Source organism: Streptomyces sp. W1SF4 (genome assembly GCF_003950035.1).
Lineage (GTDB): Bacteria > Actinomycetota > Actinomycetes > Streptomycetales > Streptomycetaceae > Streptomyces > Streptomyces racemochromogenes.
Genome location: NZ_CP034351.1, coordinates 298,957 through 324,970 on the forward strand (window position 1 = coordinate 298,957; position 26,014 = coordinate 324,970).

A 26,014-nucleotide genomic window follows, 5' to 3' on the forward strand; every position below is an offset into this window, starting at 1 on the left:
TCAGCCGCGTACCGCGCCCGTCAGCGGGGCCACTACCCGCCAACCCGTCGTCTCGTACAGGGCCCGGCCCTCCGGGGTGGCGACCAGCACGCCCTGCGTGGCGCCCCGTTCGGCGGTGGCGTCGGTGAGGGCGTGCATCAGCAGGCGGCCCAGGCCCCGGCGCTGGTGGGCGGGGTCGGTCTCGACCTGGTCGACGACGAAGACGGGACCGGCCATGCCGGCCTGGCCGCGTGCGGCGAAGGCGCCCGCGGCGGTGCGGACCAGGGCGCGGGCGACGCCGTCCCGGATCCAGGTGTCCAGCCGGTAGCCGTCGGCGACCGCCGGCCGGGCCCCGGCGCGGGCGGCGTGGGGCGGGGCGGACATCAGGAAGCCGGGCCCGCCGGCCAGGGACCAGCCCGGGCCCAGCCAGGACTCGAACTCCTCCGGCGGCGCGGGCGCCTTCAGCCAGGTGCCGGGGGCGGCCGGGTTCTCGGTGATCTTGCGGACGGCCGCCTCGTCCGCGGCCGTCAGTACGTGGCGCGCGACGTGCCCGGGGAGGCCGACGTCGAGGGTGAAGCCCCAGGGCGCGGGGACGGGGTCGGCCGCGCCGCGCGACACGGCCCAGCCGCGGACCCACGCGTGCACGGCCCCGGCCGTGTCGTCCTGGCCGTGGGGGAGGTCGGGAACCACGGAGGTGCTGCCCATCAGGCACGCCCCCTTTTCGGGTGAGTGATTCGTCCGATCGTCTGATCGGCTTGGCACGGCACAGCCTGCCCTTATTGCGAAGTAGTTGCAATAAGGGTTGGGGCTACCCCGACCGCGACCGTCAGGCCCCGCGCACGACGGGGTGGCCGTTCGCGAAGTCCAGGTCGGCCGCGTACATCACCCGGCGGCGCGGGTCGTCACGCCAGCCGTGGAAGAGAATGCGGTCGCGGCCGTCGGGGCCGGTCACCACGTCCTGCCCGCCGGGGCCCCGCACCGTGCCGGAGAGGGACTCCGTCGTCATCAGCGGCTCGGCCGCCTTGGTGTACGGGCCGGTCAGGGCCGGGGCCAGCGCATAGCCGGTCCGGTACTGGTCGCCGCTGTAGTCGCCGGCCGAGTAGAACAGCACGTACCGCCCCGCCCGCTTGACGAGGGTGGGGGCCTCCACCACGCCCCCGTCCCCCGTGGGGTCCTGCCTGATCAGCCTGACCGGGTCGCCGGTGGTACGGGTGCCGTCCCACGAGACGGGCTGCAGGCGCAGCCAGGTGTCCGCGCCGCAGCAGTTGCCGTCGTTCTTCCACAGCAGGTACCGCTGCCCGCCCTCGGCGTACGTGGAGGCGTCGATCGCGCCGCCCTCGGCGGCCGGGCACACCAGCGGCCCGTCCCCGACCGGGCGGAACGGGCCGTTCGGCGACGCCGACCGCGCGACGCCGATGCACTGCCGGTCGCTCGCCCGGTCATGGGCCGTGTAGTACAGGGTGAAGCCGTCGCCGCTGCCGAACACCTCCGGCGCCCACACCAGGTCGCGCCGGGGCGCCGCCCATCCGCCGAGCACGGGCAGGACGTCACCGCTGTCGGGCTGCCACCGCTTCAGGTCGCGGGAGGTGGCGTGCTGGACGTTCTTGCCGTCGCCGTTGGTGGCGTACGCGTGGTACGTACCGCCCACCTTCACGACGTCCGGGTCGGCGAACTCCCGGTCGAACACCGGAGCGTCGAGCACCGGCGCGCCGAGCACCGGAGCGGCCACCGCCTGGCCCAGGGCCGTGGCAGCGGTGACCGTGACGAGCGCGAGCAAGCGCACGAACCGGCGCTTGAGGAGGTGAGGCGGCACGGGGCGGGCTCCGATCCTGCGGGACTTCGGCGTCTGGGCACTCGGAACTGATCAACGCCCCGACGCGCGACGGGTTGCGCACCCCGCACCTCCCGCACCGCCCTCCTAGCGGGGAGGCAGGCCCAGGAACTTCGCCGGCGCCAGGTCGAGGAACCTCGCCGTCCCGTCGGCGAGGCGGGCCGCCTCCGGACCGTCCGGGTCGCCCGCCAGGCTGCGGAACGTCAGCTCCAGGGCCCGGTCACCCTGGCGCACCAGCAGGGTCGTGATCCGCGCCTGCTGCCCGGGCGCACCGGCCAGCATCGTGCGCATCAGGGCCTCCGCGCCCCCGTTGCCGAACCGCTGCTCCACCTTGAGCGGCTCGCTCGGGTCATCGGCCGGGTCCACCACCCGGACGGTGATCTCGTCGTCGCCGATGCTCATCGTCCACGAGGCGCACTCGGCGTACACCCGCCGCATGTCGGCCATCCAGGCCGCGGCCGCCCCCGGCACCCGCTCCGAGACGCCCTCGTCGACCACCATCGAGGAGTCGGCGTTCATGAACGAGGTCCGGACCTCCCGCGCGGCCTTGTCGCCGAACGCCCGGTTCAGCACGGCCGTGAGTTCCGGGGTCTGCGCGGTCATCGGCGGCGGGTCCTCGTCGGACGAGGGCGATGCCAGCTCGGTGAAGTCGTCGAGGCCCGCCGCGGGCAGTTCCGCCGCCGTGACCAGCAGCTGCGCGAGGTCCGGCTGCGAAGCGTCGTCCCGTGTGCTCACAAGTTGCCTTTCGTCAGAGGGGGTTGCTGGTGTGTGGTGGGCGCCACCGTAGCCCGCTGCGACGCCGAGGCGATCACGGATCCGCGCAATGTTTGAAATCGCGGTGAAACGCGCGGCGCCCGCCCCCCTCCCGGCCGGGGGAGGCGGGCGCCGCTGCCCTCCCGTCAGGAGACGGTGATGAACTTGGCCGTGCTCGGCACGCCCTGGGCGTCCAGGGCGAAGAGCATGTACGTGCCCGGCAGGACCACGCCCTTGTCGGCCGGGACGGACACCGTGTACGTGCCGTTGCCCGCGGCCGTGGACACCAGCGGCACCCGCCGCTGGTCGTTGTCGGTGGAGTGCGTCGCGGCCGCGGCCCGCATCAGGACGAACGAGGCCACCTGCCCCTCCGCCGTGACGGTGAGCGAGGCCCCCGCCGCCGCCCGCGGCGGCACCCCGCCGGTGATGACGGGACGCGGCTTGGGCGAGCCGTCCGCGCGCAGCAGGTACGGCGGCGTGAACACCGCCCCGTCGGCGTGGTTGGTGGCGCAGTCGCCGCACAGGCCGCCGCCGCCGGAGAAGATCCGCCCGTCGGGCAGCAGGTTCGCCACGCTGTGGTAGTTGCGCGGGACGGCCATCGAGGCGAGCGGCGTGAAGCTGCCGGTCGCCGGGTCCCACAGCTCGGGGGTCAGCACGGACGTGGCGTCGCTGAACGGCACCGGGTACGCCTGACCGCCGAACACGGCGACCTTGCCGTCGGGCAGCACGACGCTGTTGCCGAACGCGCGGGCGTAGCCCATGTCACCCGTGCGCGCCGCCCGCACCTGACCGCCGCCGTCGATGCTCACCGTGTACGCGCGCCGGGTGGCGGGCGTGTTCTCGTACGCGGGCGAGCCGCCCAGGGTCAGCAGCTTGCCGATGTCGTACGCGACGGCGTTGCCCGTCATGGCGTCCTGGCTGTCCGCCCGGGTGCCGGCGGAGGTGATGCTGCCGTTCCCGCCGGTCGTGATCCAGTTCATCTGCTTGCTCGGGCCCAGCTGGAGCACCTTGCCGCCCGAGGTGGCGTGCAGCCACATGTGGTTGTCGGCGCGGTAGGCGCCGCGGGGGTCGGCCGTCAGCGCCGGGCCGGCGGGGACGCCGGGGAGCTTGCGCCAGGTGCGGGTGTCCGGGGACCAGACCTCGCCGGCCTTGTCGCCCGTGGCCCCGCTCCAGGACCCGCCGAGGACGAAGGCCTCACCGGTGGAGAGCAGGGTCATGGCCTGGTAGCCGCGGGCGGTGTTCATGGCGGTGGTCGCCGACCAGGTGTCGGTGGCCGGGTCGTAGACGCTCGCCTTCTCCGCGTTGCTGCCGCCGGTGACCAGCACCCGCCCGTCGGCGAGCATCGCTATGCCCGGGCAGAACATGTCGTGGCCGGTGTTGTCGATGCGGCGCTGGGTGACCTTGCCCGTCTTCAGGTCCAGGATCGCGGTCTGGGTGTAGCCGTTGCTGCCGCCGAAGCGGTCGACCGCGTACGCCGACCAGGCCAGGAGTTTGTCGCCCGGCAGGACGGCCGTGGCCACCGGGACCAGCGGGAAGCCGGTGATCCGGTCCCAGGAGCCGTGGGCCGCCGGGTCGGCCGGCCCGCTCAGGCGGATCTCTGCGGCGGAGGTCCAGGGCCCGCGGTTGCCGGCCTCGCCGGTCACGGTCAGGCGTACGTAGCGGGCGTTCTCGGTGCGGGTGAACGTGGCGGTCTTGACGGTGTCGTCGTCGCGCCAGGTGCCCGCGGCGACCGGTGCGCCGAAGGTGGTGCCGTCGGTGCTGGTGGTGACGGTGTACGCGCCCGCGCGCCCGTTGGGGCCGTCGTTGCGCGGCTGGTAGACCAGCGCGGAGACGGCCGCCGTGCGGTGCATGTCGACGGTGATGCTGTGCGGCAGCGGGGCCGGGGTGCCCGTCCACCTGCTGTGCCAGATGGTGGCGGGGTCCCCGTCGAGGACGTTGGCCGCGCGGCCGCTCTCCCCGGTCGTCTCCTCGTCGCTCGCGGTGGCCGTCCACCCCGTCCGGGACAGGTCGACGGTGGCGGCCGGGGTGCCGGGGTCGCCGAGCAGGTTGAGCTCCGCTGCGGAGGTCCACGGGCCGCGGTTGCCGGCCTCCGTGGACGCGGTGAGCCGGACGAACCGGGCGCCCTGCGGGGCGAATCCGAGGGTCTTGGCACTGGCGTCGTCCGCGAGGGTGCCGGTGGCGACGGGGCCGCCCCAGTTCTGGCCGTCGGCGCTGGCGCTGATGCTGTACTCACCGACGCGCCCGTTGGCCCCGCCCGCGCGGGGCTGGTAGACGAGCGCCGAGACCACCGCCGTGCGGTGCATGTCGAGGGTGATGCTGTGCGGCAGCGGGGCGGGGGTGCCCGTCCACTTGCTGTGCCAGATGGTCGCCGTGTCGCCGTCGAGGACGTTGGCCGCGCGGCCGTTCTCGCCGGTCGTCTCCTCGTCGCTGGCCGTGGCCGTCCATCCGGTCCGGTCGAGGACGGGCGCCGTCGGCTCCATGGCGTTCGCCGGGGCCACGCCGTGGTGCGGCGACTGCTGAGCCGCCTGTTGGACGGGGGCACCTGGCAACGGGGCCGGCCGGGGGCCGGTGCTGGCCACGCCCAGCCAGGGGGTGAGCCCGACGAGCAGGGAGCCGAGTGCGAAGGCGATGAGCAGGGGGGAGCGGCGTAACGCTCGGGCGAGGGCGCGTATGCGTCCGGGCTGCAATCGGACCTCCTGGCGAGTCGTGGAAAGAACCGCTGAAGCCCCTAGAACATAGGTCAGCGCAGATCAACTCGACTGTCGAACAAGGGAGTTGGCCCGAACTCGCGTCGCCGCACCCGGAATGCCCCCTTCCGTCGGGCCCGGTGCCGACGCGCCCCGCCACCTTCGAGTGGTGTCGCCCACACCCGGCATGTGCGGATTCCGAGGCGTGGCAGGAGGTGGCCCTTCGATCCCCAGGACGAAACCGGACACCTGCCTCGGGGCCTCAAGGAGAGACGTTCCCGTGCGGGTTGTGCGGCACGGATTTCACGGTGCCGTTGTCAGAGGCGGGTGGCACCATCTGGGCCGGTGGTCCCATCAGCTACAGGGGGTAGGCATGGAGAGCACGACGACGTACGCATGGCCGCGCTGGGCGGAGGCGGCGGACGGTGAGGCGCTGGAGCGCTGGCTGGCCGGCCACGGCTGGGAGGTCGACCCGACGGTGTTCATGGCCGGCGGTCTGGGCCAGGCGGTCCAGGTCCGGCCGATCGGGGCGGGACCGGACGGCGCAGATGACGCGTATGGCGCGGAAGGTGCGGACGGGCCGCACGGGCCCGACGGCGAGGCCGATGGGGCGGGCGAGGACGGGCTGCTGATCCTGCCGGGCGAGACGGTGGAGTACGCCGGGGCCCGCATGCGGATCGCCCGCCGCACCCCGGCGGACACCCGAGCCCGGGCCTGCGCCTGAGGACCGCCGCCCGGGGGACGCGAAGGTCCCGGAGACGCGAACGCCCCGGGACCGGAAGGCCCCGGAGACCCCGAGATGCGGGACCGGAAGGCCCCGGGACCCGAAGGCCCCGGGACCCCGGGGTCGCGGACCCGAGGGGCCCGGGGACGCGAACGCCCGGGGCCGGCACGGCGTTGGGGCCCCTCCCCGTGGGCGGCGGAACGCGGCGGGAGAGGGGCCCGGCTTGCGTCGTCAGCCCGCGACGCGGGCCATCCACGCCTCGACCTCGTCCGCCGAGCGCGGCAGCCCCGCCGACAGGTTCTCGCTGCCGTCGGCGGTCACCAGCAGGTCGTCCTCGATGCGCACGCCGATGCCGCGCCACTCCTCGGGCACCGTGAGGTCGTCCGGCTGGAAGTACAGGCCCGGCTCCACCGTGAGCACCATGCCCGGTTCCAGCACGCCGTCCACGTACTCCTCGTTGCGGGCCTCGGCACAGTCGTGGACGTCCAGCCCGAGCATGTGGCCGGTGCCGGCCATGGTGAAGCGGCGCTGCAGGCCCAGCTCGAAGGCGCGGTCCGCCGGGCCCTCGATGAAGCCCCACTCGACGAGCTTCTCCGCCAGGTACCGCTGCGCCGCGACGTGGAAGTCGCGGTACGCGGCCCCCGGCTTCACGGCGGCGATGCCCGCCTCCTGGGCCTCGTACACGGCGTCGTACACCATGCGCTGCACCGGCGTGAAGACGCCGCTGATCGGCAGGGTGCGGGTGACGTCGGCGGTGTAGAGGGTGTGCGTCTCCACGCCCGCGTCGAGCAGGAGCAGGTCGCCGGGGCGCACGGGGCCGTCGTTGTCGGTCCAGTGCATGATCGTGGCGTGCTCGCCGGCGGCACAGATCGAGCCGTAGCCCACGGCGTTGCCCTCCAGCCGTGCCCGGCGGAAGAAGGTGCCCTCGATCCACCGCTCGGAGGAGGCGACCGCCCGCGAGAGCTCGCCGACGCAGTCGGTGAATCCGCGCACCGTGGAGTCCACCGCCTTGCGCATCTCGCCGATCTCCCAGGCGTCCTTGACGAGCCGGAGCCCGCTCAGCGCCTCCTCCAGCTCGGCGTCCCGCTCGGCGTCGGTGGTGACCGCCGCCTCCAGCGCCGGATCGACGCCGCGGACGATACGGGTGGGCACGTCGGGCGCGGCGGCCAGATCGTCCGCGGCGGTGCGCACGTCGCGACAGGACACCCCGAGCACGCGCTCCGACTCGGCGAGGGAACGGCGCCGGCCCATCCACAGCTCCGCGGTGTAGCCCAGCCAGAACTCGTCGGTGTCCCGGCCGTCGCGCGGCAGCAGGTAGCAGTACGCGTCGTGGCCGCCGTCCGGGCGGGGTTCGAGGACCAGCGCGCAGTCACGGGCCCGGTCCCCGGTCATGTGGACGTACCCGGTGTACGGGCGGAACGGGTAGGTGTCGTCGTTCGAGCGGGTCTTGAGGTTGCCCGACGGGATGACCAGGCGCTCGCCGGGGAAGCGCGCGGAGAGCGCGGCGCGGCGGCCGGCCGCGTACGGGGCCTGCTCGTCGAGCGGGAGGTCGTGCTGTTCGGTGTCCGCCCAGCCCGTCCTCATCAGGGCGGACAGTTCCTCGGAGACCCCCGAGTAGAGGCCGTTCTTGCGACCCTTCGCCACGTCCTTCTCCTTCTTCCGTCTTCCGTCTTGCGTTTTCCGGATGGGTTGGCCGGCCGTGAGCCCCGGCGGTTCCCGGACGGTACTGCGGGAGGGCGGGCCCGGGTGGGCCCGTGGTGCCAGTGGCACTGATCGGCCATTCCGTCCCGGCGGTCGTCGATAATGCGGTGCATGGCGAACGCGAAACTGGCCGAGGCCCTGCGGATGCTGGGGGTCGGCCCCGCGGCGGGCCGGGTGTACCTGTCGCTCCTCGAGCTGGCCCCCGCCCCGCTCACCGGGATCGGGGAGGCCGCCGGGCTGGACGGCGCCGAACTCGCCGCCGCGTACGCCGAGCTGGTCGAGGCCGGGCTCGCCAGCGCCGCCGCGGAGGGCGCGGACGTGGTGGCGCCGGTGCCGCCCGCCGCGGGCCTGGAGATCCTCGCCAGGCACCGGGCCGCCGAGCTGGAGGGGTCGCGCATCGCCGTGGGCGGCGCGTTCGAGTCGTTCCGCCGCCAGCGGCTCGCGGCGTACAACGACAACCTCGTCGAGGTGGTGACCGGCGACGCGATCGGCCCGAGGATGCGACAGGCCTGGACCAGCGCCCGCGCGCAGATCCGCCAGCTCGACTCGCCGCCCTACTTCCCGCTGGCCGGCGCCCTCGACGACGCGCTGGGGACCCTCGCCCGCGGCGTGACGCAGCGGGTCGTCTACTCCAAGGCGTCGCTGGAGGTGCCCGGTCAGCTGGAGACGGCCATCGAGCCGTGCATCGAGGCCGGCGAGCAGGCCAGGGTGGCGCCGACGGTACCGGTCAAGCTGGTGATCATCGACGAGGCGTACGCGCTGGTGTCCCTGTCGATCAGGGAGGCGGACGTGCACAACACGATGCTGGTGGTGCAGCCGTGCGGGCTGCTCTCCGCGCTCCTGGCCCTGTTCGAGCAGACCTGGCAGCAGGCCCTCCCCTTCCACGGCCGCGCCACCCGCCCGGCCGGCCTGCCCCCGGCCGACCGCCGCCTGCTCCGCCTCCTCGCGGGCGGCGCGAGCGACGAGGTCATCGCCCGCGAACTGGGCATCAGCCGCCGCACCTTCTTCCGCCGGCTCCAGATCCTGATGGCCCGCCTGGGCGCCGAGAACCGCTTCCAGATGGCCCTCCAGGCACAACGCCACGGCTGGCTGTGAGCCGGGGCGCGGGCGCGCGGGTACGGGCTCCGGATGCCGGGCTCCGGACGCCGGGCTCCGGACGCCGGCCCCCGGGCGGTCACCGCCCGGCCGGGGCCCTACGGCGCGGTGTCATATGCCTGGCGGGGACTCCGGGGCGCGGCGGCACGGCCCGGCCGGGACTCCCGCGGTGTCACCGCCCGGCCGGGGCCTCCGCCGCCCGGCGGCGCGTGTCCGGGGCACCCGCCCCGTCCAGGGGCAGGCGCTTCCCGGAGAACCCGGCCCGCAGCCGCCGGTCGTGGCTGACGACGATCAGGGTCCCGGTGTACGGAGCCAGCGCCGCCTCCAGGTCCTCCACGACCCCGGGCGCCAGATGGTTGGTCGGCTCGTCGAGCAGGAGCAGGTCGTACGGCCCGTCGGCGACGAGCCTGCCCAGCTCCACCTTGCGCCGCTGCCCCGCGGACAGCTCCCGCAGCGGCCGGTCCGCGTCGGCCGCTCCCAGCAGCCCGAACCGCACCAGCGCCTCCGCGGCCTCCTCCCCGAACGCCCCCGCCGCCGAACGGCCCTCACCGGACCAGGGATCGTCCTGCCGCAGCAGCCCGACCCGTCCCGGCGCCCGTACGCTGCCGTCCCCGGCCGGCACGAGACCCGCGAGCACCTGCAGCAGGGTGGACTTCCCCGACCCGTTGGGCCCCGTGACCAGCATCCGCTCGCCCGGCTCCAGCCGGAACGACACCGGTGCGAGCCGCCCCGGCACGGCCAGCCCCCGCACCTCCACCCCGCCCCTCGGGCCCTCGTCGGCCCCGAACCGCCCGGTGAACCGCAGCGGCTGCGGCGGTGCCGGAACCGGATGTTCCGTCAGCCGGGCCAGCCGCTCCCGCGCGTTGCGGATGCGGCTCATCGCCCCGTGCGCCCGCGACCGGGCGCGGAAGGCCCCGGCGCCGCTGAACGCGGCCGGCGCCTTGCGCGGGATCCGCGCGAGCCGCCCGATGTTGCCGTCGGCGAGCCGCTCCACGCGCCGCGTCTCCTCGACCCACTCCTCGTACTCGCGCTCCCACCGGGCCCGCGCCGCGGCACGCGCGAGCAGATGCCCGGCGTAGCCGTTGCCGTGCCGGTGCACCGTGAGCCGTTCGTGGTCCACCTCCAGGACCGCCGTGGTGACCCGGTCCAGGAACATCCGGTCGTGGGTGACGGCCACCAGCGTGCCGGTCCGCCGCACCAGGTGCTCCTCCAGCCACCCGACGGCCTCGTCGTCCAGGTCGTTGGTGGGCTCGTCGAGCAGCAGCAACTCCGGCTCGGACGCCAGGGCCGCGGCCAGTGCCAGCCGCGAGCGCTGCCCGCCGGACAGGGTGCCGAGCGCCCGCCCCCGCTCGAGCGGCTCCCGCTCACCGAGCCGCCGCAGGATGACGGCCACCCGCCGGTCGGCGTCCCGTCCGCCCCGCGCGTCGTACTCGGCCACGAGTCGCCCGTACGCCTCCACCTCCTCGGGGCCGGCCAGGTGGAGCCGCTCCTCGGCCACGCGGATCCGCCGTTCCAGCTCCCGCAGCCCGGCCAGCGCACGGTCCACGGCGTCGCCGACCCGCGCCCCGGCCGGCAGGTCGAGGGTCTGGGCGAGGTACCCCACGCCACCGGGCGCCCGTACGCACACCTCGCCCGCGTCGGCCCGTTCCTGCCGGGCCAGCAGCCTCAACAGCGTCGACTTCCCCGACCCGTTGTCCCCGACGACCCCGACCCGCTCCCCGGGCCGCACCGAGAACCCGACCCGGTCCAGCACAGTCCGGGTCCCGTACCGCTTGCCGACCTCGGCCAGCACGACCTGACTACCAGCAGCTGAAGCACGCACAGGCGACCCCCTTCATTCGAAACGAGACGTATCGTCTCGCCGAGACCTTACGCGGGTCTCCCGCCTTTGGCAAGACGTTGCGTCTCGCCTGAGGCCGACCTCAGGTCACCTCACATCCAGGGGGTCGTAGTTGAGCTCAGCTCTCCATTAGTAAGTAGAACTAGCCGACAACTGAACGAGAACCGGGTAGAGTTGGCCGTAGTTCATCCACCTAGGGGGAATCCGATGAAGCTGACGGTGTTTCAGTTCGAAGGTACGGCCGCGGAACTCGACGCGTCCCAGGTCATCCAGCAGCTGCTCGCCCAGGGCGACCAGTCGCCCACCGGCGTCGTCGTGGCCGGCTCCCCGGGTCCGTCCGAGGGTTCCGGCCCCGACCTGATCCCGGGCGTCGCACACGAGGGCCAGGGGGCGGTGAGCGCACTGCTGCGGGGGAACCCGGCCGCCGAACACTTCACCGGGTTCCTCGCCGAGGCCACCGCCTGGCCCGACGTCAAGGTGCACGGCGTCAAGCGCCACCGCGCCGGGGCGGATTCGGGCCTGGACTACGGCGACTACCTGAGGGTGCGCCGGCAGGGCTCGCCGAAGGGCGCCTTCGCGTACGTCTACGCGCACAACGGCGTGGTCAACCTCCGGCTCCCCTACGACACGGACGACGAGCTGCTCGCCCGCCTCGCGCCCGCCGCGTACCGGCTCGAAGGCGGCAACGCGCAGTACCGCATCAGCGTGCAGATCGTGGACGAGGAGACCCGCGAGCAGGCCGTCCAGCTGGCGAAGGTCGCCTACGAACGCACGTGACACGGGCGCACGGACCCCTCAGCCGCCGGCCGCCCGGGCGGTGCGGGTGATCCGCCGGACCGGCGACAGCGCGTACCCGGCCGTCACATAGCCCGCGACGACCGACAGGGGTCCGAGGGCGGCCAGGACGAGCAGCGCCGGCGAGGTCAGCGGGTCGCGGGCCGGGCAGGGGGACTGCCCGTGGGCCTCAGGACCAGCGGCCTCCGGCCACGGGCAGTCGGCCGGCGCCAGCACCAGTGTGCCTTCCGAACGCAGCTCGAACACCGGCTCGTTGCCCCTGTTCACGGCCTCCTGCGCGAGCAGGAAGACGACGGCGAGCAGGGCCGTCCCGGCCAGCATGAAGACCCCGCCGTAGACGCACGTGAGGCGCAGGCGGGTGACGGTACGCCGCGGCGGCGCGGACCGCCCCCCGCCCACGGCGCGGCCTCGGACGCGGATGGGCATGGGCATGGGCATCGCACTCCCCCCTCAAGGCGTGACGGTCCCCACTGTCCCCCGCACACCCCTAAGAGGGGCGTCAGCATCCGGCGCGGACGGCAGCTGGTTTGATGGCCCCGGTGACGTGACGCGAGGCGACGTGCAGCGGAGCCCGTCGTCCGTCAGGAGGAGGAGCCGTCGATGGCCACTGCGAGGGGGAAGGCGGCGCCATGGGCGTTCGGGCTGGTCAACTGCATCCTGTACCAGGCGATGTACCGGGAGGGCGGCGGCGCGGTGCTCGACGACGCGACGGTGCGCCGGTACGCGACGGCCATGCGGGCCGAACCGCTCTCCGACCGGCCGATGGCCGAACAGGTGGCGGCGCTGCGGGCGGTGCTGGCCACCGGCACCCCGCTGGCGAGCACGTTCGACCCGTACGAAGGGCAGGAGCCCTTCGGTGAAGCCGAGTTCCGCGGCTTCCTGGCCCGGCTGGCCGACGAGCTCGACTCCCGCGGCCCCTGGCCCCCCGCCGCGGAGCGCAGCCTCCACGGCGACCACGGCGACCACGGCGACCACGGCGACCACGGCGACCACGGCGACCACGGCGGCCACGGCGGCCACGGCGGCCACGGCGGCCTCCGCGGCCGGCTGCGTCGCCTCCTCACCCGACGGTGAACTTCCGCGACCGCCGACCCCTCGCCCCGGAGCGACCGGGGGGAGACGATGGACGGGGAACCGGTGTCCAGCCCTGACCGAGGTCTGCGCGTCCCGCGGGGCCTCCACCCGACCCGAGGGGGCGTGCGCACGTGCCCGACCACCACCACCCGACGCCCGAGACGGGGGACCGCGTCGAACTCGCCCCCGGCGAAGTCCCCTCCGACGGCCGTTTCGCCAACCCCGACCTCCTTCCCGTACCGGTCCAGGCCCGGCGCTGGACCACGTACAACTTCACGGCCCTGTGGGTCGGCATGGCGCACAACATCCCCTCCTGGCTGCTCGCCTCCGGGCTGGTGGCCCTGGGGATGGACTGGAAGCAGGCCGTCTTCACCATCGCGCTCGCCAACCTCATCGTGCTCCTGCCGATGCTCCTCACCGGGCACGCAGGCCCCAAGTACGGCATCCCGTTCCCCGTACTGGCCCGTGCCTCCTTCGGGGTCCGCGGAGCCAACATGGCGGCGCTCATCCGGGCCGCCGTGGCCTGCTGCTGGTTCGGGATCCAGACCTGGATCGGCGGGTCCGGGATCTTCGTCCTGCTCGGCAAGATCTTCGGCGGCTGGGCGGGGGCCTCGGAGATCGGCGGCGAGCCGTGGACGCTGTGGCTCTGCTTCGTCGCCTTCTGGGCCCTCGAACTCGCCATCATCTACCGGGGCATGGAGGCCCTGCGGCGCTTCGAGAACTGGGCCGCGCCCTTCGTCATCTTCGGCGCGCTGGTCCTGCTGGTGTGGATCGGCGTGAAGGCGGGCGGCTTCGGCGAACTGCTCGACCAGCCGTCCCGGCTCGGCTGGGGCGCGGACTTCTGGCCGGTCTTCTTCCCCTCCCTCATGGGCATGATCGCCTTCTGGTCCACCCTCGCCCTCAACATCCCCGACTTCACGCGCTTCGGCGCCGGCCAGCGCTCCCAGATCCTCGGCCAGACCCTCGGTTTGCCTACGACGATGACGCTGTTCGCGCTGCTGTCGGTGTTCGTCACCTCCGGCTCGGAGGCGGTGTACGGCGCCCCGATCTGGGACCCGGTGGAGCTCGTCGCCAAGGCCGACAGCGTCTTCGGGCTGCTCTTCGCCCTGGTCACCGTACTGATCGCGACGATCTCGGTGAACCTCGCGGCCAACGTCGTCTCCCCGGCCTACGACCTGGCCAACCTGGCCCCCCGCCTGATCGACTTCCGCCGGGGTGCGCTGATCACCGGCGTGGTCGGCGTACTGATCATGCCGTGGAAGCTGACCTCCACCCCCGAGCTGTACATCTTCACCTGGCTCGGCCTGGTCGGCGGGCTGCTCGGCACGGTCGCCGGCGTCCTCATCGCCGACTACTGGATCGTGCGCCGCACTCGGCTCTCGCTGCCGGACCTCTACCGGGAGGGCGGCCCGTACTGGTACACGGGCGGCTGGAACCTCAGGGCACTGGCGGCCTTCGCCGTCGGCGGCGTCCTGGCCGTCGGAGGCTCCCACTCGGCCCCCGGCAAGGGCCCCTTCCCCGAGGAGGGCCTGATCCCCTTCCTGAAGCCGCTCGCCGACTACGGCTGGGCGGTGGGCCTGACCGCGGCCCTGCTGCTCTACACGGCCCTCATGACCGGGGCGCGCCCCGCCCCCTCGCCCTGACCGACGCCCACGGCAGACCCCCGTGCGCCGCCGTCCGCCCCGGCCGTCACCCGGTCCGCCGGGGTCGACGGAACGGAGCGAGTCACCGGAACCCTTTGAGGCCCGTCCAGGAGGTGGCGTACGGTGCTCGTGTGTTGATCACAGGGGAGACGACCGCACCCGGGACCGCGCTGCTCCTCGCCGCCGCCCCGGCCGGCAAGGGCCGCCTCATCGCGGCCAGCAGCGTCCTGTCCACGCTCGCGGCCTGTCCGCCCAGCGCGCTGACCCGGACCGCGGCCGGGACGATCGTCGAGCTGTCCGATCCGACGGACCAGCAGACCGTCCTCACGCGCATCCGCGCCGCCGCCACCGCGCCCGGCCCCCTGACGCTCCTCCTGGCGGGGCAACTCCACCTCGACACCCGGCAGCACGGGATCCACCTGGCCCTCGCCCGCACCACACCCTCCACCCTCCGCTACACCGGCCTGCCCTGGGCCTGGCTGGCGAACGAGCTGAAGCCGCGCCGCCCCGGCACCACCACCGTCCTCGTCGACCTGGTCGCCACCCCCGACACCTGGCAGAAGATCACCGCCCACGGCCTCACGCTCGGCCACGGGACGTCCCTCTACGGCCGGATCACCCCCGCACCCGCCCGCAACCGCGTCGCGGACCCCGCCTACCTGAAGGGCGTGGCCGGCATCTGGCGCAGCGGACTGACCCCGCCGCTCGCCGAACTCCACACGCGGGCGGCCGCCCAGGCCGGCGACGACACCGCCCTGCTGCTCGCGGCGGACGCCACCCCGACGCCCGTTCCGCCGCGCCCCGCGGCGGTGGACGCCACGGACCCGCTCCCCGCGATCCTCGCCGCTGCGCACGCCGGGCAGCACACCGAGGCCGCGTCCCTTGCCGCCCGGTGGGAGGGCTGGGCCGCCCACACGTACGGGCCCGGGTCCGCCGAGGCCGTGCACTGGCTGGAGGTCCGGGCCGACCTCGCCCACATCGCCGGCGACGCGGCCGGCAGCTGCGAGCTGTGGATGGCCGCCGCCGACGCCCGCCTGGGCCGCCACCAGGCCCCGGACGCCCCACCGGTCCAAGGCGCCGTGGACCGCGCCCACCACCAGTGGCAGCAGATCCCGGACCCGCGCCGCGCCCGGGAACTCGGCCCCCACCTGGTGACCCTCCGCCGCCGCGTCCCCGGCCTGCGCCCGGGGGCCACGGACGCCGTCCAGCGCAGACTCGAACTCCTCCACACCCTCCCGGACCCCGCGGCCACACCGCGGCCCTGACCCAGGAGCCCCCATGCCGACGGCCCGCCAACCGATGGACCTCACCTCGTACACGGCCCGCGCCCGCAACGGCCCCTGCTTCGTCTGCGCGTTCCTCGCCGGAGACCCGGACTACGTCCACGAGACGGTCTTCGAGGACGAGGACCACATCGCGTTCATGGACAGATGGCCCACGCTGGAGGGCAAGGTCCTCGTCGCCCCGAAAGCCCACGTCGAGCACGCCGTACGCGACCTGGACGAAGCCGCCTACAGCCGCCTGATGCTGTTCGTCAGGAGAATCGCGCTGGCCGTCGAGGCGGTCTGCGACCCGGAGCGCACCTACCTCTACTCCCTCGGCAGCCAACAGGGCAACGCCCACCTCCACTGGCACATCGCCCCCCTGCCGCACGGAACCCCGTACCAGGAGCAGCAGTTCCACGCCCTGATGACGGAGAACGGCGTCCTGAACCTCCCCCACGACCAGACCTCCGCCCTGACCGCCCGCCTCCGCGAGGCGGCGCGCGGCTTCCGGCCGGGGACATGAAATGTACTTCGACGAGAACGAACCCCAGCCCACCCGCGACGCCCGCTTCGCCGCAGAACGGGCCGAACGCAGAGAGGCACGCAAGTCCGAGCCGCTCAACTCACGACCAGCCCACGTCGGCGCGGCCCTCACGGCCACCGTCCTGCTCCTCCTCACCGGGTTCGGCCAGACAGTCGCGCCGACCGTCGTCGGCGGCATCTTCCTGCTCTGGTTCTCCGCAGCCCTGGCATGGATGTACGCCGACGGGGACCGCGGCCGCCACGCACTGCAGCGCGCGTACAACGCCACGTTCGGATGGGTCGACAGCTTCTGACCTCTGCGCCCTCGCCGCCTACTGGCGGTCCGCCCCGGGCTTTCAGGCATCCCCGCTGGCGCAAGCTCGACATTCGCGACACCGAGCACGAACGCTGGTACCACCAGCAGCCGCGTCATCCGAACCGGCGCCGCCTGCGAGCTGACAGCCCGTGCCGGCCGTCGGGCCGACTGGACGGCGATGACGTACTGGCGCCCCGGCTCCAGCACGGCGTAGCGGGCCGCGTCGTCAGGTAGGCGCCCGCCGTCCTCGCGGTACCGGGTGTTCTCGACGGCTCCGACGACGGCCACGCCCTTCGACCTGGCCCGCACACCGCGTGCGTCGTGGCCCAGGCCCCGGAGACCGTGAACCAGGCCGCACCGGCTACCGCCACTCCGGCCGCGAGGCACGCGCCGGCCTACAGCCTCAGACCACCCTGACAGGGGCCGGCCGGCGCGGCCGTCCCTAGCTCAGCACGAGCTCCCCCAGCTCCTCCAGCCAGTACCGCACCCGGTGCCACCGGCTGCAGAACCGTTTCGGACGCCCCCAACGCCGCTCGTCCAGCGGACGTCGGCACTGCTTGCACTGCTTCACCCGCGTCAGTCCGTCCCCCATGACCACGACCCTAGCCCCGGCCCCGCCCACCCCGACGCCGACAGGGGCACTTGTGGGGAAACGGTGACGAAGGCCCACCGTCCGCCCGCCCGGAGTCCGACGCCGTTCAGCCCTTCCGGGTCAGCGCCTGCCCGGCGAAGCTCACCCCGGCCAGGCCATGGGCCAGGAGGTTGCGGATGTTGCCGTGATCGGTGTCGTTCGGCGTCGCCAGCACCTTGCGGTAGTGCTCACCGAACGCCAGCAGCGCTTCCTCGTCGGTCAGACCCTCCAGCAGCGCCAGACCCAGCGTCTTGCAGGAGCCCTCGTTCTCACCCGCGCCGTTCTCCAGTTCCCCGTTGCGGAACGCCTGCGGCTGGTAGTCGTAGTGCTCGGCGACGAAGGCCAGGGTGTCGGCGAACTCGTGCTCACCAGACGCAAGGCTCGCCCGCAGCGAGTTCAGGTCCGTCATGTCGGCTCCCTCGGGTAGAACAGACGATCCGATGGCCGTCCGTGACCGGAAGACCATACCCCCCTCGGGGCCCACCGCTCGGAATCGCGCCACATGTCGGGACGACCGGCATCTCCGCAGGTCACAACGGGCGCGCCCGGTCAGGAGACGGCTTGCTCCCAGGCTCGGCGGATCTCGGCCGGGATGCGGCCCCGGGCGGGCACGTCGTGGCCGTTGGCCCGCGCCCAGGCCCGGATGGACGCGGTGTCGACAGGCGCGGACTCCGCGATGGGCGCCGGCTTCCACAGGACGGGGCGTGAGCCGGTGAAGGCGGGGGCTTCGTCGAGGAGGCCGCGGGGGAACTGGGGGACGCTGGTCCGCCCGGTGAACACGGAGCCGAGGAATTCGGTGAGGGAGCCGCTGAAGGTGAACCACCTTGGGCCCCTGGCTTCGTTGACGGCGATGTGCCACCGGTCGGGTTCATCGACCGGATCGGTGATCCAGAAGATCCGTTCGCCGTTGTCCGTCCCCCCGACGGCGAAGAGCCGGTCCGGGTCGTGGGGGACCGGAAAGATGCCTTCGGCGACGTCGTTGCGCAGGTCAGACCGGATCCTGGCGGGCATCGGGCCCGTGAGGTTGACGAACGGGGTGACCCCGTGCGGGTGGTGGACGTGCACGAACTCGCAGAACACCCCCGGGCCGTACAGCTCGGCGAGCTGCTTGTAGTCCGCGGGCAGGGCCATGCCCAGTGCGGATTCGACAGGCTGCCAGGCGATGCGCAGAGCCGGCGGGGGCGGCGGGCAGAGCCGTATGAGGGTGGTGAGGCCGGTCACCGGACTCCTTGGGCGTGGTCGGGGCAGAGGGGTACCGCACGGACTGACTTCGTCCTCGTGGAGACCCATTCTCGCGTCGTCCACGGCCCAAGAGCGCGGCCAGGCGCAGCCGCTGCCGCGGCGGGGGTCAGAACACGGCGACCGTGAAGGGGTTGTCCACGTAGGCGCCGTTGAGGTCGTACGTGTACACGGTGACCGTGTCCGGGCCGCAGAGGGCGTTGGGCGTGGTGCTGAAGCTGCGGCGGTTGGAATTGGGCAGCTCCACGTGGACCACGCTGAACGCGAGGTTGACCTCCTCGCTGACGTTCACGCAGTACCTGCCGGTGTTGACGTGGCGCACCCAGTCGATGTTCTTCGCCCGCTGCAGCACGCCCGAGGCGCTGACGTCAGCAGCCGCCTGGACGTACGGCGAGGTGATGGGCCTCGGGTCGGCCGCGGCGCCCGCGGGCACGGCGAGCGCGGTCGTCAGGGCTGCGGCGACCGGCAGGACGGACAGGAAACGGATCATCGGACTCACAACTCCCGGCGACGGCGTCCTGCAACGGGGCGCGGACGATCCCCTCACACTCGGCCGGTACGCGCCACCGTGCGTCCGCCGCGCCGACCCGAGATCGGCCGAACGGGGCCGAAAGTCACCCGTACGGCCCGGCGCCGGACGTGTCCGGCACCGGAGCCGAACGACCCGTCAGCCCGTGGACTTCGTACCGTCGAAGGAGTACGGAAGGTTCGACTCGGCCGCGACGGACACCTCGCCCGCGGCGCCCGCCGACACCTTCAGCACGGTCAGGCCCATGATCCGCTGGGTGTACGAGGCCCACGGGATGTCCGTGGTGCCGGCCCAGCCGCTGCTGCTGAAGGTCGTCGACCGGCCGGGGCCCGACTCCGTGTACACCTTGCTGACGGCCGTGCAGGCCACGAGCGCCCCGCCGTCCGTCGTACGCCAGACGGGACCGTGCGAGCCGCGGTTGACGTCGACGCCGAAGTCGACCTTGCCGCCCTTCCCGACGGACGTGCGCATCCGCTCCAGCTGCGCGCCGGAGGACGCCTTCCGCTTGGTGACGTCCTGGCTCCACTTCACGCCGCCCGCGCCGGCGTCGGTGTGCATGTAGTCGCCGTACTGCCCGCAGACCTTCGCCGGGTCGGCCGCGAGTCCCGCCAGGTCCCCGCCGGTGACCGCCCGGCCGTCGGGCCCGACCGCGACCTGCGGCAGGTCCGCCGGCTCGGGAGCACGCGCGATGAAGGCAGCGAGCCACGGCGCACCCGCCTTCTGCTGGTGGAACAGCGACCAGCGCAGCACGGCCTCCTTCCCGGCGTCGCCGACGGTGTAGCCCTGCACCTCGTGCGCGCCGAGGATCCACCGGTCGCTGCCGTCGTCCTTGCCGGTGGTCCACGTGTGCACCGCCGGGTCCGTCGCGGGGGAGTCGGCGGGCCTCGGCTCGCGGTCGGTGCCGTACTTCTTGGCGGTCTCCACGACGGCGAGCTGCTGCTCCAGCAGCGGGCCCTCGGCGACGCCCTTCCAGTACCCGGCGTCGAAGTTGTCCGCCTCGACCTTCAGGGTGACGTCCTTGACGACGCCCCGCGCCTCCTCCTGCGAGAGGGGCGCCACCTTGACCGGGGCGGGCGGGCTGCTCGTCGCGGGGCCGGCGGCGGACTTCGCGGGCCCGGCCGCCCGCTCGCCGGTGCCGTGGCCGCCGCAGCCGGCGGTGGCCGCCAGGGCGAGGACGACGGCGAGCGCCGCGGGTACGGGCATGGATATGGAGCGTCTCATCGGACTCTTCCTCGGGAACGGTACGGAGGCCTGATCATGCACGACGCCTCCGACACCCCCGACACCCCCCACCCCGGCCGCCGCCGGCCGCCTCGCCGCCCCATGGCCTTCCGGCAACGCCGGCACGGCCAAGCCGTGTCTAGGCCTGTTGGGCGGCCGTCGGCGGGGTGAACACGGCCTGGACGGTTGCGGCGGCCAGGTCTCGCAGCCAGGTGTGTGCGTGGTCGTCGTCGTAGCGCTGGTGCCACAGGAGGTAGAGGGGCACCTCGGGCAGGGGGAGCGGCGGCGGCAGGGTGACCAGGCCGAGCTCTTCCCGGCCCGTGCGGGTGACGGCGTCGGGGAGGGTGACGACCAGGTCGGTCGCGAGGGCGAGTTGCAGGGCGAAGGAGGCGGTGGGCCCGGCGGCGGCGACGCGCCGTTCGAGGCCGCGTGCGGTCAGCGCGTCGTCCATCGGGTCGCGCAGGCTGCCGCGCCGCGAGACGGTGAGGTGCTCGGCGGCGGCGTACCGCTCGAGACTCAGCGGGCCTTCGGTGAGCGGGTGGCCCGGCCGGACGGCGACGACCAGCCGGTCCCGGCCGACCAGGCGGTGGCTGATGCCGGAGAGCGTCGGGACGCCGGAACTCGATTCGAGGTCGACCTCGCCCCGGCGCAGCTCGGCGTCGTCCGTGCCGGCTTCGGCGGACAGGCGCAGCCGGACGCCGGGAGCCTGACGCCGGGCGGCGGCGATCAGGGCGGTGCCGCAGGCTGCGGTCAGGGCGTCGTGCCAGCGCACGGTGAACACCCGGTCCAGGGACGCCAGGTCCAGTTCCCGCTGCGCGGACAGCAGTTGGTGGGCCTGCTGCACGAGGGCGTGGACCTGGGCGCGCATGGCCAGCGCGCGGGTGGTGGGGACCATGCTGCGGCCGGTGCGGACCAGGATCTGGTCACCGGTGGCCTTGCGGATGCGGCCCAGGGAGCGGCTCATCGCCGGGGCGGTGACGTGGAGGCGGGCTGCGGCGCCGGCCACGCTGCCCTCTTCCAGCAGGGCGTCCAGGGCCGTGAGCAAGTTCAGATCCAATTGCATGGCGGTAACTCTACAAGTGACAAGCATGCACTTGTTGTTAACGATCGGGCGGCCTACCTTCGAAGTGCGGGGAGCGAGCGGAGACCAGCAGAGACCATCGCCGCCCCGCATCCCCACCGATCGACTGACCCAGGAGTCCGCCATGAGCACTGCCCTGCCCTTCGCCGCCGGTACGACGCTTCTCGCCGACGTGACGACCGCGGTGAAGACCGCCGGCGAAACACTGCGCGACCGCTACGCCCCGCACGCCCGGGGCGTGAGCCTGGACCAGGTCGTCGCCGAGATCCACGCCAACGACGACGCGGTACTGGCCGTGCTGCGGGAGCCCCTGCTGCGGGCCCGGCCGGGCTCGCAGTGGGCCGAGGACGAGCTGGCCGGCGGCGCGCTCCCGCCGGGCGAGTGGTGGGTGGTCGACCCCGCCGAGGGCAACATCAACCACGTCCACGGCATGGACGACTGGGCCGTCACCGCCACCCTGGTCCGCGACAACCAGCCGGTACTGACCGTCGTCCACCTGCCGCTGACCGGCGACACCTACACGGCCGTCGCCGGTGGCGGCGCCCGTCTGAACGACCGGCCCCTGAAGGCGTCCGCCAAGACCGACCTCGGTGCGGCCCTGACCGGAACCGGCCAGGCCAGGCCCGGAGAGGACGAGCGCACCTTCCGCCGGATCGGTGACTCCGTCACGGCCATGCTCGTCAACGGCCTGGTCGTACGCGTGTCCGTCCCCGCCACGATGCAGCTCATCCACGTCGCCGCCGGACGCATGGACGCGTTCTGGCAGTTCTCCGACGTCCGCTCCGGCCTCGTCGCCGGCGCCCTGCTGGTCTCCGAGGCCGGAGGCACCGTCACGGACCTGGCGGGCGAGCCCTGGAACACCGCCAGCCGCGACTTCCTGGCCGCGGCCCCCGGCATCCACGACGCCGCCCGCAAGGTCCTCGCCCCGCTCGCCTGACCGGACGTCCCCTCTCCACCCCCATCGCAAGGAGCAGCAGCGCATGACCCGCATCGGCATCCTCGGCACCGGCCGCGTAGGCACCAACCTCGCCCGTAAGCTCGCCGCAGCCGGACACCACGTCACCCTCGGCGGCCGCAGACTGCCGGACACCGACACCCCTGCCACGCCGCGCGTCACCTTCGCCGACCATCGTACGGCCGTCCGCACCGCGGACATCGTGATCAACGCGACGCCCGGCGACAGTTCCCTGGACCGCCTCACCGACCTGCGCACCGAACTCACGGGCAAGATCCTCGTCGACGTCTCCAACGCCACCCGCGACGCCCGCGACGGCCTGCCCGGAGAGCTCTGCTATCCCGGCAGCAGCCTCGCCGAGAAGCTGCAGGCCGCGCTTCCCGGCACCCATGTGGTCAAGACCCTCAACACCATGCTGTTCATGGTCATGACCGCCCCCGAATCCCTCGCCGTCCCCCCGACCGCCTACCTCTCGGGCAACGACGAGCACGCGAAGCGGACCGTCACCGCCCTGCTCGGCGACCTGGGCTGGCGGTCCGAACAGATCGAGGACCTCGGCGACGTCACCACGGCCCGCGCCACCGAGGCGATGATCCTGGTCGTTCCCCACATCCTGCGCCGCCACGGCTTCGAGCCCTTCGCCGTCTCGCTCGCCCGCTGACGGGCCGACACCGCCCGCCGCTCATGCGCACCAGTCGACGGCAAAGGCGCGCGCGGGGTTCCGCGTGAGGACGTGGTCCACCAGCTCCGCACCGACGGCGGCCACCAGCCGGGGTCGCACCCGGCGCAGCAGGTACGGCATCCCGGGACCGCCGTCGACCGACCGCGCTCCGGAGACGACGGTGTCCCCGCCGAGCAGCAGCCGGTGCCCGAAGCCGGCGTCGGCCAGCGCCTTCACCGCGTCGGGCATCCGCCAGTCGGTGGCGTGGTGGGCGACTGAGGGCCCGTCGAAGGCCAGGTAGCAGCCCGCCTCCGCGGCCTGGCGCTGCACCACGCCGTCGGGGGAGCGGTTGAGGTGCCCGAGGATCACGCGGTGGGGCGGGACTTCCAGTTCGTCGCACAGCAGGTCGAGTACGTCGAGGGCGCCCGTGCCGTGCTCCAGGTGGACGGCGACGGGCGCGCCGGTCTCGTGGTGGGCCTCGGCCGCGGCGGCCATCGTCCACCGCGCGTGCGCGTCGAGGGCGTGGAAGCCGCCCGCGACCTTGATGAGGCCGGCGCGGACGCCCGATGTGCCGATGCCCCTGGTCAGTTCGCCGACGAAGAGGTCTGCCAGCCCGCCGCGCAGCGCGTCGAGTGACTCCGGCTCGTAGTGGGCGGCTTGGTGCATTCCGGTCGCGCACACCACGTGCACCCCGGCCGCGCGGGACAGGGACGGCAGGTCCGCGGTCCGCCGTCCCATGCCGTACGGCGTCCACTGGATGACGCTCGCACCGCCCGCGGCGCGGAACGCGGCCAGTTCGCAGCGCGCGGCCGTGACGTCGTCCAGTTCCCGGCCCGGGAGCTGGGGGCTGCGGAGGAAGAGGTGGTCGTGGGCGTCGCAGACGCCCAGGTCATCGGGGTGTACGTCCCCGAGGACCGTGCGGACGCGGTCTACCACTGCCGCCCCCGCGGCAGTACGTGCCTTCCGGGCGCCGACACGTGCAGCACCTCGAAGACGTCGCCGGGGGCCTCGGGCGCGGGGTGGTCCCAGAGCGAGAAGCGGACCAGCTCCCAGCGGTGCGAGTCGACGGCGGCCGCGGCGAGTACGGCGCCTTCCCGCGAGGCGAGCCGCTCCGTTTCGCGCACCGCGTCCTCCATGAACGCGGACAGCGTCACGCCCTCCGGGACCCGCTCCCGCCGGCGTACCGCGGCGACGGCGGGAGAGCCCGCCGCGGCGCCCTCCTCGTAGGCCAGGCCCGTCCACTGCCGCACGTCGGGCCGGCCGAAGTCGTCGACGGGCCCCTGGAAGGCGCCTCCCCACAGGAAGGTGTTCATCCCCTCCATGGTGTTCCAGAGGTAGAACGGCGCGTACTGGTTGACCGGCGAACCGTGTACCCCGCGCTCGCGCATCAGGTACGTCTTGAAGCCGAGGCCGTCCCAGTCGTCGAGGGCGTGCCCGAGGCGCAGGACACGGGCGCGGATGACGCCCATGTCGTAGTCGGCGGGCAGGGTCATCTCGTACTGCATGGCGTGCACGGTGAGCTCCGTTCTCAAGCGGGGTAGTGGTCCACGTGTTCGTGCCACTCGACGGTCGCGCCGTCCTCGGCCGCCTCCACGACGGCGAGGTGCGTCATGAAGGTGCCGGGGGCGGCGCCGTGCCAGTGCCGTTCGCCCGGCTCGATCCACACGGTGTCGCCCGCCCGGATCGCCGCGACGTCACCGCCCTCGCGCTGGACCAGTCCCTCGCCCTCCAGGACGTGCAGGACCTGGCCGTGCGGATGGCGGTGCCAGGCGGTGTGCGCGCCGGGGGCGAAGTGCACGCTGAACATCCTCAGCCGGGACGGTGACTTCGGGGCGGCGATCTCGTCCAGCCACACCGTGCCCGTGAAGTGCTCCGCCGGGCCCCGCAGGGTGTCGGGCCGCTTCGTCGTGATGTGCATGGGGGAACTCCTCAGATTGCCGGTCGCAGCAGGGAGAGCAGACCGCGTACCCCCGCGTCGAAGGCCGCGGGCGAGCCCGACGCGCGGGCCAGGACGTAACCCCCCTGCACCGTGGCGAGGACGGTCGCGGCGATCTCCCGCGCGTCGAGGGACCGGGCGAACTGGCCCTGTTCCCGGCCCTCTTCGACGATGCGGACGAGCTGCTCGCGGAGCCAGGCGATCGTCTCGTCCACCGGCGCCCGCAGATCCTCGTTCGCGACCACGTCCGGGTCCATCGTCAGGCGGCCCACGGGGCAGCCGCGCAGTACGTCGCGTTCGCGCTCCAGATAGGCCCGGATCCGCTCGTACGGCGTCCCGGGCCCGTCCAGCGCGCTCTGCGCGGCGGCGCGCAGCTCCTCGCAGGTGCGGCGGATCGCGGCCAGGGCGAGGTCGGGCTTGCCCTGGAAGTGGTGGTACATGCTGCCCTGGCCCACGCCCGCGCGCTCCAGGATCGCCTTGGGGCTGGTGCCCACGTAGCCGCGCTCCCAGAGCAGTTCGCGGGTGGACTCGATCAGTCGGTCCCTGGTGCTCATACGCGTAATGTACATACTAGTAGTTACAGAAGTCGAGGCGTACCGTCGTGGCGCCGTGCGGCGGGGGTCACGCGCTGGTCGGCACGCCCGCGTTCACGAGGATGTCCCGGGCGGGCAGGGCGGTGCTCTGCGCGGCGGTGAGGCCGCTGGCCCTGAGGTGGGCGTCGACGATGCGCAGGCCGGCCGCGTACCCGGCGGCGTCGGGCAGCCCGACGGGTTCGCAGCCCATGCGGCGGGCGGTGGCGTCGCCGTACACGTACGGCGGCAGGTTCCACATCCCGGCCACGTCGATCGCCGCCGTGACCTTGGCCTGTGCCTGCTCCAGTTCCCGGCCGGACAGCCGGGTCGCCCACGGCCCCATCGCGTCTTCACCGGCCACCTCGCGTACGAACGCCTCGGCCAGGCCCTCGGCCACCACCTGCTCGCCGACCGTGACGGTGGCCGGGTCCCAGACCACGTTGGCGTAGCGCACGTTGTGGTGGAGCTCGTGCGCGGCGGCGTACCCGATCTTGGCGAGGCTGGTCGCGGTGGGCCACATCGTCAGCTGGATCGCCCCCGGTATGCCGCCCATTCCGAAGTAGCCCCCGTTGCGGACCGTCAGCAGCTCGTCGTCCGGGTCACCCAGCGCCAGGACGACGTGTACGGTCTCGGCGGCCTTGATCCCGGGCGCCGCCGCGCTCAGCCGGCTCCACGCCGCGGCGAGGCAGTCCTCGATCCGGTTCCACACCTGGGCGTCCTGCATCTGCCGCAGGGCCGGAAGGTAGCGCGCGTCCTCCACGTCGGTCCGGAAGCCGCTGCCGGCCTGGTGCATCTGGACCATGTCCAGGTCGCCGATCGCGGACATGGCCTTCTGCAGGGGGCTGAGCATCTCGCGCAGGGCGTCGGGCCGTTCCTCCAGCGGGCGCTGGAGGAGATCGAGCATGGCGGACGCCGTGTCATGAACGATGATCTTCATGACACGGGACGGTAGGACCTCCCGCTA

28 protein-coding genes are annotated in these 26,014 nt (G+C 73.5%); 10 read left to right on the forward strand and 18 right to left on the reverse strand.

From position 1 onward, the window contains the following. From D1J60_RS35205 to D1J60_RS35220, 4 genes are all read right to left on the reverse strand, one after another. Entirely contained in the window at nucleotides 1-684 is a 684-nt protein-coding gene (locus tag D1J60_RS35205) for a GNAT family N-acetyltransferase (RefSeq protein ID WP_125824570.1), read from the reverse strand. Nucleotides 685-805: 121 nt separating this feature from the next. Continuing rightward, entirely contained in the window at nucleotides 806-1,792 is a 987-nt protein-coding gene (locus D1J60_RS35210) for a glycoside hydrolase family 43 protein (RefSeq protein ID WP_125824571.1), read from the reverse strand. Nucleotides 1,793-1,897: 105 nt separating this feature from the next. Then, complete coding sequence (locus tag D1J60_RS35215; RefSeq protein ID WP_125824572.1) at nucleotides 1,898-2,545, reverse strand: hypothetical protein; 648 nt, start codon at nucleotides 2,543-2,545, stop codon at nucleotides 1,898-1,900. 164 nt (nucleotides 2,546-2,709) lie between these two features. Further along, on the reverse strand, nucleotides 2,710-5,250 hold the full coding sequence (locus tag D1J60_RS35220) for a discoidin domain-containing protein (RefSeq protein ID WP_241253673.1): 2,541 nt from the start codon (nucleotides 5,248-5,250) through the stop codon (nucleotides 2,710-2,712). Between the two features lie 373 nt (nucleotides 5,251-5,623). Between D1J60_RS35220 and D1J60_RS35225 the strand changes: the two genes are divergently transcribed. Then, entirely contained in the window at nucleotides 5,624-5,974 is a 351-nt protein-coding gene (locus D1J60_RS35225; protein WP_125824573.1) for a hypothetical protein, read from the forward strand. Nucleotides 5,975-6,205: 231 nt separating this feature from the next. Here the strand turns inward: D1J60_RS35225 and D1J60_RS35230 are convergent, their stop codons facing one another. Then, the gene (locus D1J60_RS35230; protein WP_125824574.1) at nucleotides 6,206-7,618 is read right to left on the reverse strand and encodes an aminopeptidase P family protein; all 1,413 of its coding nucleotides are present in this window, start codon (nucleotides 7,616-7,618) and stop codon (nucleotides 6,206-6,208) included. A gap of 168 nt (nucleotides 7,619-7,786) precedes the next feature. On the opposite strand from D1J60_RS35230, the gene D1J60_RS35235 reads away from it, so the two are divergent. After that, entirely contained in the window at nucleotides 7,787-8,770 is a 984-nt protein-coding gene (locus D1J60_RS35235; RefSeq protein ID WP_125824575.1) for a helix-turn-helix transcriptional regulator, read from the forward strand. 172 nt (nucleotides 8,771-8,942) lie between these two features. On the opposite strand, the gene D1J60_RS35240 is transcribed toward D1J60_RS35235, so the two are convergent. Further along, nucleotides 8,943-10,562: an ATP-binding cassette domain-containing protein gene (locus D1J60_RS35240; protein ID WP_241253674.1), complete on the reverse strand. Its 1,620-nt coding sequence runs from the start codon at nucleotides 10,560-10,562 to the stop codon at nucleotides 8,943-8,945. A 267-nt stretch (nucleotides 10,563-10,829) separates the two neighbouring features. On the opposite strand from D1J60_RS35240, the gene D1J60_RS35245 reads away from it, so the two are divergent. Beyond that, nucleotides 10,830-11,387, forward strand: coding sequence for a hypothetical protein (locus D1J60_RS35245; RefSeq protein WP_125824577.1), 558 nt, complete (start codon nucleotides 10,830-10,832; stop codon nucleotides 11,385-11,387). Nucleotides 11,388-11,405: 18 nt separating this feature from the next. Here the strand turns inward: D1J60_RS35245 and D1J60_RS35250 are convergent, their stop codons facing one another. Beyond that, nucleotides 11,406-11,837 (reverse strand): hypothetical protein, encoded by a 432-nt coding sequence (locus tag D1J60_RS35250; RefSeq protein ID WP_125824578.1) that lies wholly within the window; start codon nucleotides 11,835-11,837, stop codon nucleotides 11,406-11,408. 168 nt (nucleotides 11,838-12,005) lie between these two features. Between D1J60_RS35250 and D1J60_RS35255 the strand changes: the two genes are divergently transcribed. The 5 genes from D1J60_RS35255 to D1J60_RS35275 all read left to right on the forward strand — a co-directional run bounded on the left by D1J60_RS35255 (nucleotide 12,006) and on the right by D1J60_RS35275 (nucleotide 16,223). Next, nucleotides 12,006-12,479, forward strand: a complete 474-nt coding sequence (locus D1J60_RS35255; RefSeq protein ID WP_125824579.1) for a hypothetical protein — start codon at nucleotides 12,006-12,008, stop codon at nucleotides 12,477-12,479. Between the two features lie 131 nt (nucleotides 12,480-12,610). Next, nucleotides 12,611-14,122, forward strand: coding sequence for an NCS1 family nucleobase:cation symporter-1 (locus D1J60_RS35260; protein WP_125824580.1), 1,512 nt, complete (start codon nucleotides 12,611-12,613; stop codon nucleotides 14,120-14,122). Between the two features lie 131 nt (nucleotides 14,123-14,253). Then, the gene (locus D1J60_RS35265; protein WP_125824581.1) at nucleotides 14,254-15,387 is read left to right on the forward strand and encodes a hypothetical protein; all 1,134 of its coding nucleotides are present in this window, start codon (nucleotides 14,254-14,256) and stop codon (nucleotides 15,385-15,387) included. A 34-nt stretch (nucleotides 15,388-15,421) separates the two neighbouring features. Further along, nucleotides 15,422-15,910 carry an HIT family protein gene (locus D1J60_RS35270; protein WP_125824744.1) on the forward strand — a complete coding sequence of 163 codons (489 nt, stop codon included), beginning with the start codon at nucleotides 15,422-15,424 and terminating at the stop codon, nucleotides 15,908-15,910. 1 nt (nucleotide 15,911) lies between these two features. After that, nucleotides 15,912-16,223 (forward strand): hypothetical protein, encoded by a 312-nt coding sequence (locus D1J60_RS35275; protein WP_125824582.1) that lies wholly within the window; start codon nucleotides 15,912-15,914, stop codon nucleotides 16,221-16,223. Nucleotides 16,224-16,667: 444 nt separating this feature from the next. On the opposite strand, the gene D1J60_RS35280 is transcribed toward D1J60_RS35275, so the two are convergent. The 6 genes from D1J60_RS35280 to D1J60_RS35305 all read right to left on the reverse strand — a co-directional run bounded on the left by D1J60_RS35280 (nucleotide 16,668) and on the right by D1J60_RS35305 (nucleotide 20,908). Then, nucleotides 16,668-16,817: a hypothetical protein gene (locus D1J60_RS35280; protein WP_241253675.1), complete on the reverse strand. Its 150-nt coding sequence runs from the start codon at nucleotides 16,815-16,817 to the stop codon at nucleotides 16,668-16,670. 106 nt (nucleotides 16,818-16,923) lie between these two features. Beyond that, nucleotides 16,924-17,265: a HopJ type III effector protein gene (locus D1J60_RS35285; protein ID WP_125824584.1), complete on the reverse strand. Its 342-nt coding sequence runs from the start codon at nucleotides 17,263-17,265 to the stop codon at nucleotides 16,924-16,926. Nucleotides 17,266-17,405: 140 nt separating this feature from the next. Next, nucleotides 17,406-18,077, reverse strand: coding sequence for a histone-like nucleoid-structuring protein Lsr2 (locus D1J60_RS35290; RefSeq protein ID WP_241253676.1), 672 nt, complete (start codon nucleotides 18,075-18,077; stop codon nucleotides 17,406-17,408). Between the two features lie 127 nt (nucleotides 18,078-18,204). Next, the gene (locus D1J60_RS35295; protein ID WP_125824585.1) at nucleotides 18,205-18,585 is read right to left on the reverse strand and encodes a hypothetical protein; all 381 of its coding nucleotides are present in this window, start codon (nucleotides 18,583-18,585) and stop codon (nucleotides 18,205-18,207) included. A gap of 177 nt (nucleotides 18,586-18,762) precedes the next feature. Beyond that, nucleotides 18,763-19,845 (reverse strand): hypothetical protein, encoded by a 1,083-nt coding sequence (locus D1J60_RS35300; RefSeq protein WP_125824586.1) that lies wholly within the window; start codon nucleotides 19,843-19,845, stop codon nucleotides 18,763-18,765. A gap of 139 nt (nucleotides 19,846-19,984) precedes the next feature. Next, nucleotides 19,985-20,908: a LysR family transcriptional regulator gene (locus D1J60_RS35305; protein ID WP_125824587.1), complete on the reverse strand. Its 924-nt coding sequence runs from the start codon at nucleotides 20,906-20,908 to the stop codon at nucleotides 19,985-19,987. A gap of 142 nt (nucleotides 20,909-21,050) precedes the next feature. Between D1J60_RS35305 and D1J60_RS35310 the strand changes: the two genes are divergently transcribed. Both D1J60_RS35310 and D1J60_RS35315 read left to right on the forward strand, forming a co-directional pair. Beyond that, on the forward strand, nucleotides 21,051-21,863 hold the full coding sequence (locus tag D1J60_RS35310; protein WP_125824588.1) for an inositol monophosphatase: 813 nt from the start codon (nucleotides 21,051-21,053) through the stop codon (nucleotides 21,861-21,863). A 43-nt stretch (nucleotides 21,864-21,906) separates the two neighbouring features. After that, nucleotides 21,907-22,542 carry an NAD(P)-binding domain-containing protein gene (locus tag D1J60_RS35315; RefSeq protein ID WP_125824589.1) on the forward strand — a complete coding sequence of 212 codons (636 nt, stop codon included), beginning with the start codon at nucleotides 21,907-21,909 and terminating at the stop codon, nucleotides 22,540-22,542. Between the two features lie 21 nt (nucleotides 22,543-22,563). On the opposite strand, the gene D1J60_RS35320 is transcribed toward D1J60_RS35315, so the two are convergent. Genes D1J60_RS35320 through D1J60_RS35340 form a run of 5 tightly spaced genes read right to left on the reverse strand, consistent with a single transcriptional unit; the run spans nucleotide 22,564 to nucleotide 25,987 of the window. After that, nucleotides 22,564-23,478 carry a phosphotriesterase gene (locus D1J60_RS35320; protein ID WP_125824590.1) on the reverse strand — a complete coding sequence of 305 codons (915 nt, stop codon included), beginning with the start codon at nucleotides 23,476-23,478 and terminating at the stop codon, nucleotides 22,564-22,566. Continuing rightward, nucleotides 23,472-24,056 carry a DUF4865 family protein gene (locus tag D1J60_RS35325; RefSeq protein WP_125824591.1) on the reverse strand — a complete coding sequence of 195 codons (585 nt, stop codon included), beginning with the start codon at nucleotides 24,054-24,056 and terminating at the stop codon, nucleotides 23,472-23,474. Before D1J60_RS35325 ends, D1J60_RS35320 begins: the two co-directional genes overlap by 7 nt. Nucleotides 24,057-24,070: 14 nt before the next feature. Continuing rightward, nucleotides 24,071-24,460, reverse strand: coding sequence for a cupin domain-containing protein (locus D1J60_RS35330; protein ID WP_125603812.1), 390 nt, complete (start codon nucleotides 24,458-24,460; stop codon nucleotides 24,071-24,073). Nucleotides 24,461-24,471: 11 nt separating this feature from the next. Continuing rightward, nucleotides 24,472-25,047, reverse strand: a complete 576-nt coding sequence (locus D1J60_RS35335; protein ID WP_125824592.1) for a TetR/AcrR family transcriptional regulator — start codon at nucleotides 25,045-25,047, stop codon at nucleotides 24,472-24,474. Between the two features lie 52 nt (nucleotides 25,048-25,099). Beyond that, nucleotides 25,100-25,987 (reverse strand): DUF2268 domain-containing putative Zn-dependent protease, encoded by an 888-nt coding sequence (locus D1J60_RS35340; RefSeq protein WP_125824593.1) that lies wholly within the window; start codon nucleotides 25,985-25,987, stop codon nucleotides 25,100-25,102. Nucleotides 25,988-26,014 lie beyond the last annotated feature (27 nt).

Coding starts and splice junctions, on each gene's coding strand:
- D1J60_RS35255 (WP_125824579.1), top strand. CDS start 12,006: ATGGCCACTGCGAGGGGGAAGGCGGCGCCATGGGCGTTCGGGCTGGTC.
- D1J60_RS35305 (WP_125824587.1), bottom strand. CDS start 20,908: ATGCAATTGGATCTGAACTTGCTCACGGCCCTGGACGCCCTGCTGGAA.
- D1J60_RS35275 (WP_125824582.1), top strand. CDS start 15,912: ATGTACTTCGACGAGAACGAACCCCAGCCCACCCGCGACGCCCGCTTC.
- D1J60_RS35285 (WP_125824584.1), bottom strand. CDS start 17,265: ATGACGGACCTGAACTCGCTGCGGGCGAGCCTTGCGTCTGGTGAGCAC.
- D1J60_RS35335 (WP_125824592.1), bottom strand. CDS start 25,047: ATGTACATTACGCGTATGAGCACCAGGGACCGACTGATCGAGTCCACC.
- D1J60_RS35205 (WP_125824570.1), bottom strand. CDS start 684: ATGGGCAGCACCTCCGTGGTTCCCGACCTCCCCCACGGCCAGGACGAC.
- D1J60_RS35310 (WP_125824588.1), top strand. CDS start 21,051: ATGAGCACTGCCCTGCCCTTCGCCGCCGGTACGACGCTTCTCGCCGAC.
- D1J60_RS35315 (WP_125824589.1), top strand. CDS start 21,907: ATGACCCGCATCGGCATCCTCGGCACCGGCCGCGTAGGCACCAACCTC.
- D1J60_RS35235 (WP_125824575.1), top strand. CDS start 7,787: ATGGCGAACGCGAAACTGGCCGAGGCCCTGCGGATGCTGGGGGTCGGC.
- D1J60_RS35270 (WP_125824744.1), top strand. CDS start 15,422: ATGGACCTCACCTCGTACACGGCCCGCGCCCGCAACGGCCCCTGCTTC.
- D1J60_RS35300 (WP_125824586.1), bottom strand. CDS start 19,845: ATGAGACGCTCCATATCCATGCCCGTACCCGCGGCGCTCGCCGTCGTC.
- D1J60_RS35330 (WP_125603812.1), bottom strand. CDS start 24,460: ATGCACATCACGACGAAGCGGCCCGACACCCTGCGGGGCCCGGCGGAG.
- D1J60_RS35340 (WP_125824593.1), bottom strand. CDS start 25,987: ATGAAGATCATCGTTCATGACACGGCGTCCGCCATGCTCGATCTCCTC.
- D1J60_RS35280 (WP_241253675.1), bottom strand. CDS start 16,817: ATGGGGGACGGACTGACGCGGGTGAAGCAGTGCAAGCAGTGCCGACGT.
- D1J60_RS35225 (WP_125824573.1), top strand. CDS start 5,624: ATGGAGAGCACGACGACGTACGCATGGCCGCGCTGGGCGGAGGCGGCG.
- D1J60_RS35250 (WP_125824578.1), bottom strand. CDS start 11,837: ATGCCCATGCCCATCCGCGTCCGAGGCCGCGCCGTGGGCGGGGGGCGG.
- D1J60_RS35295 (WP_125824585.1), bottom strand. CDS start 18,585: ATGATCCGTTTCCTGTCCGTCCTGCCGGTCGCCGCAGCCCTGACGACC.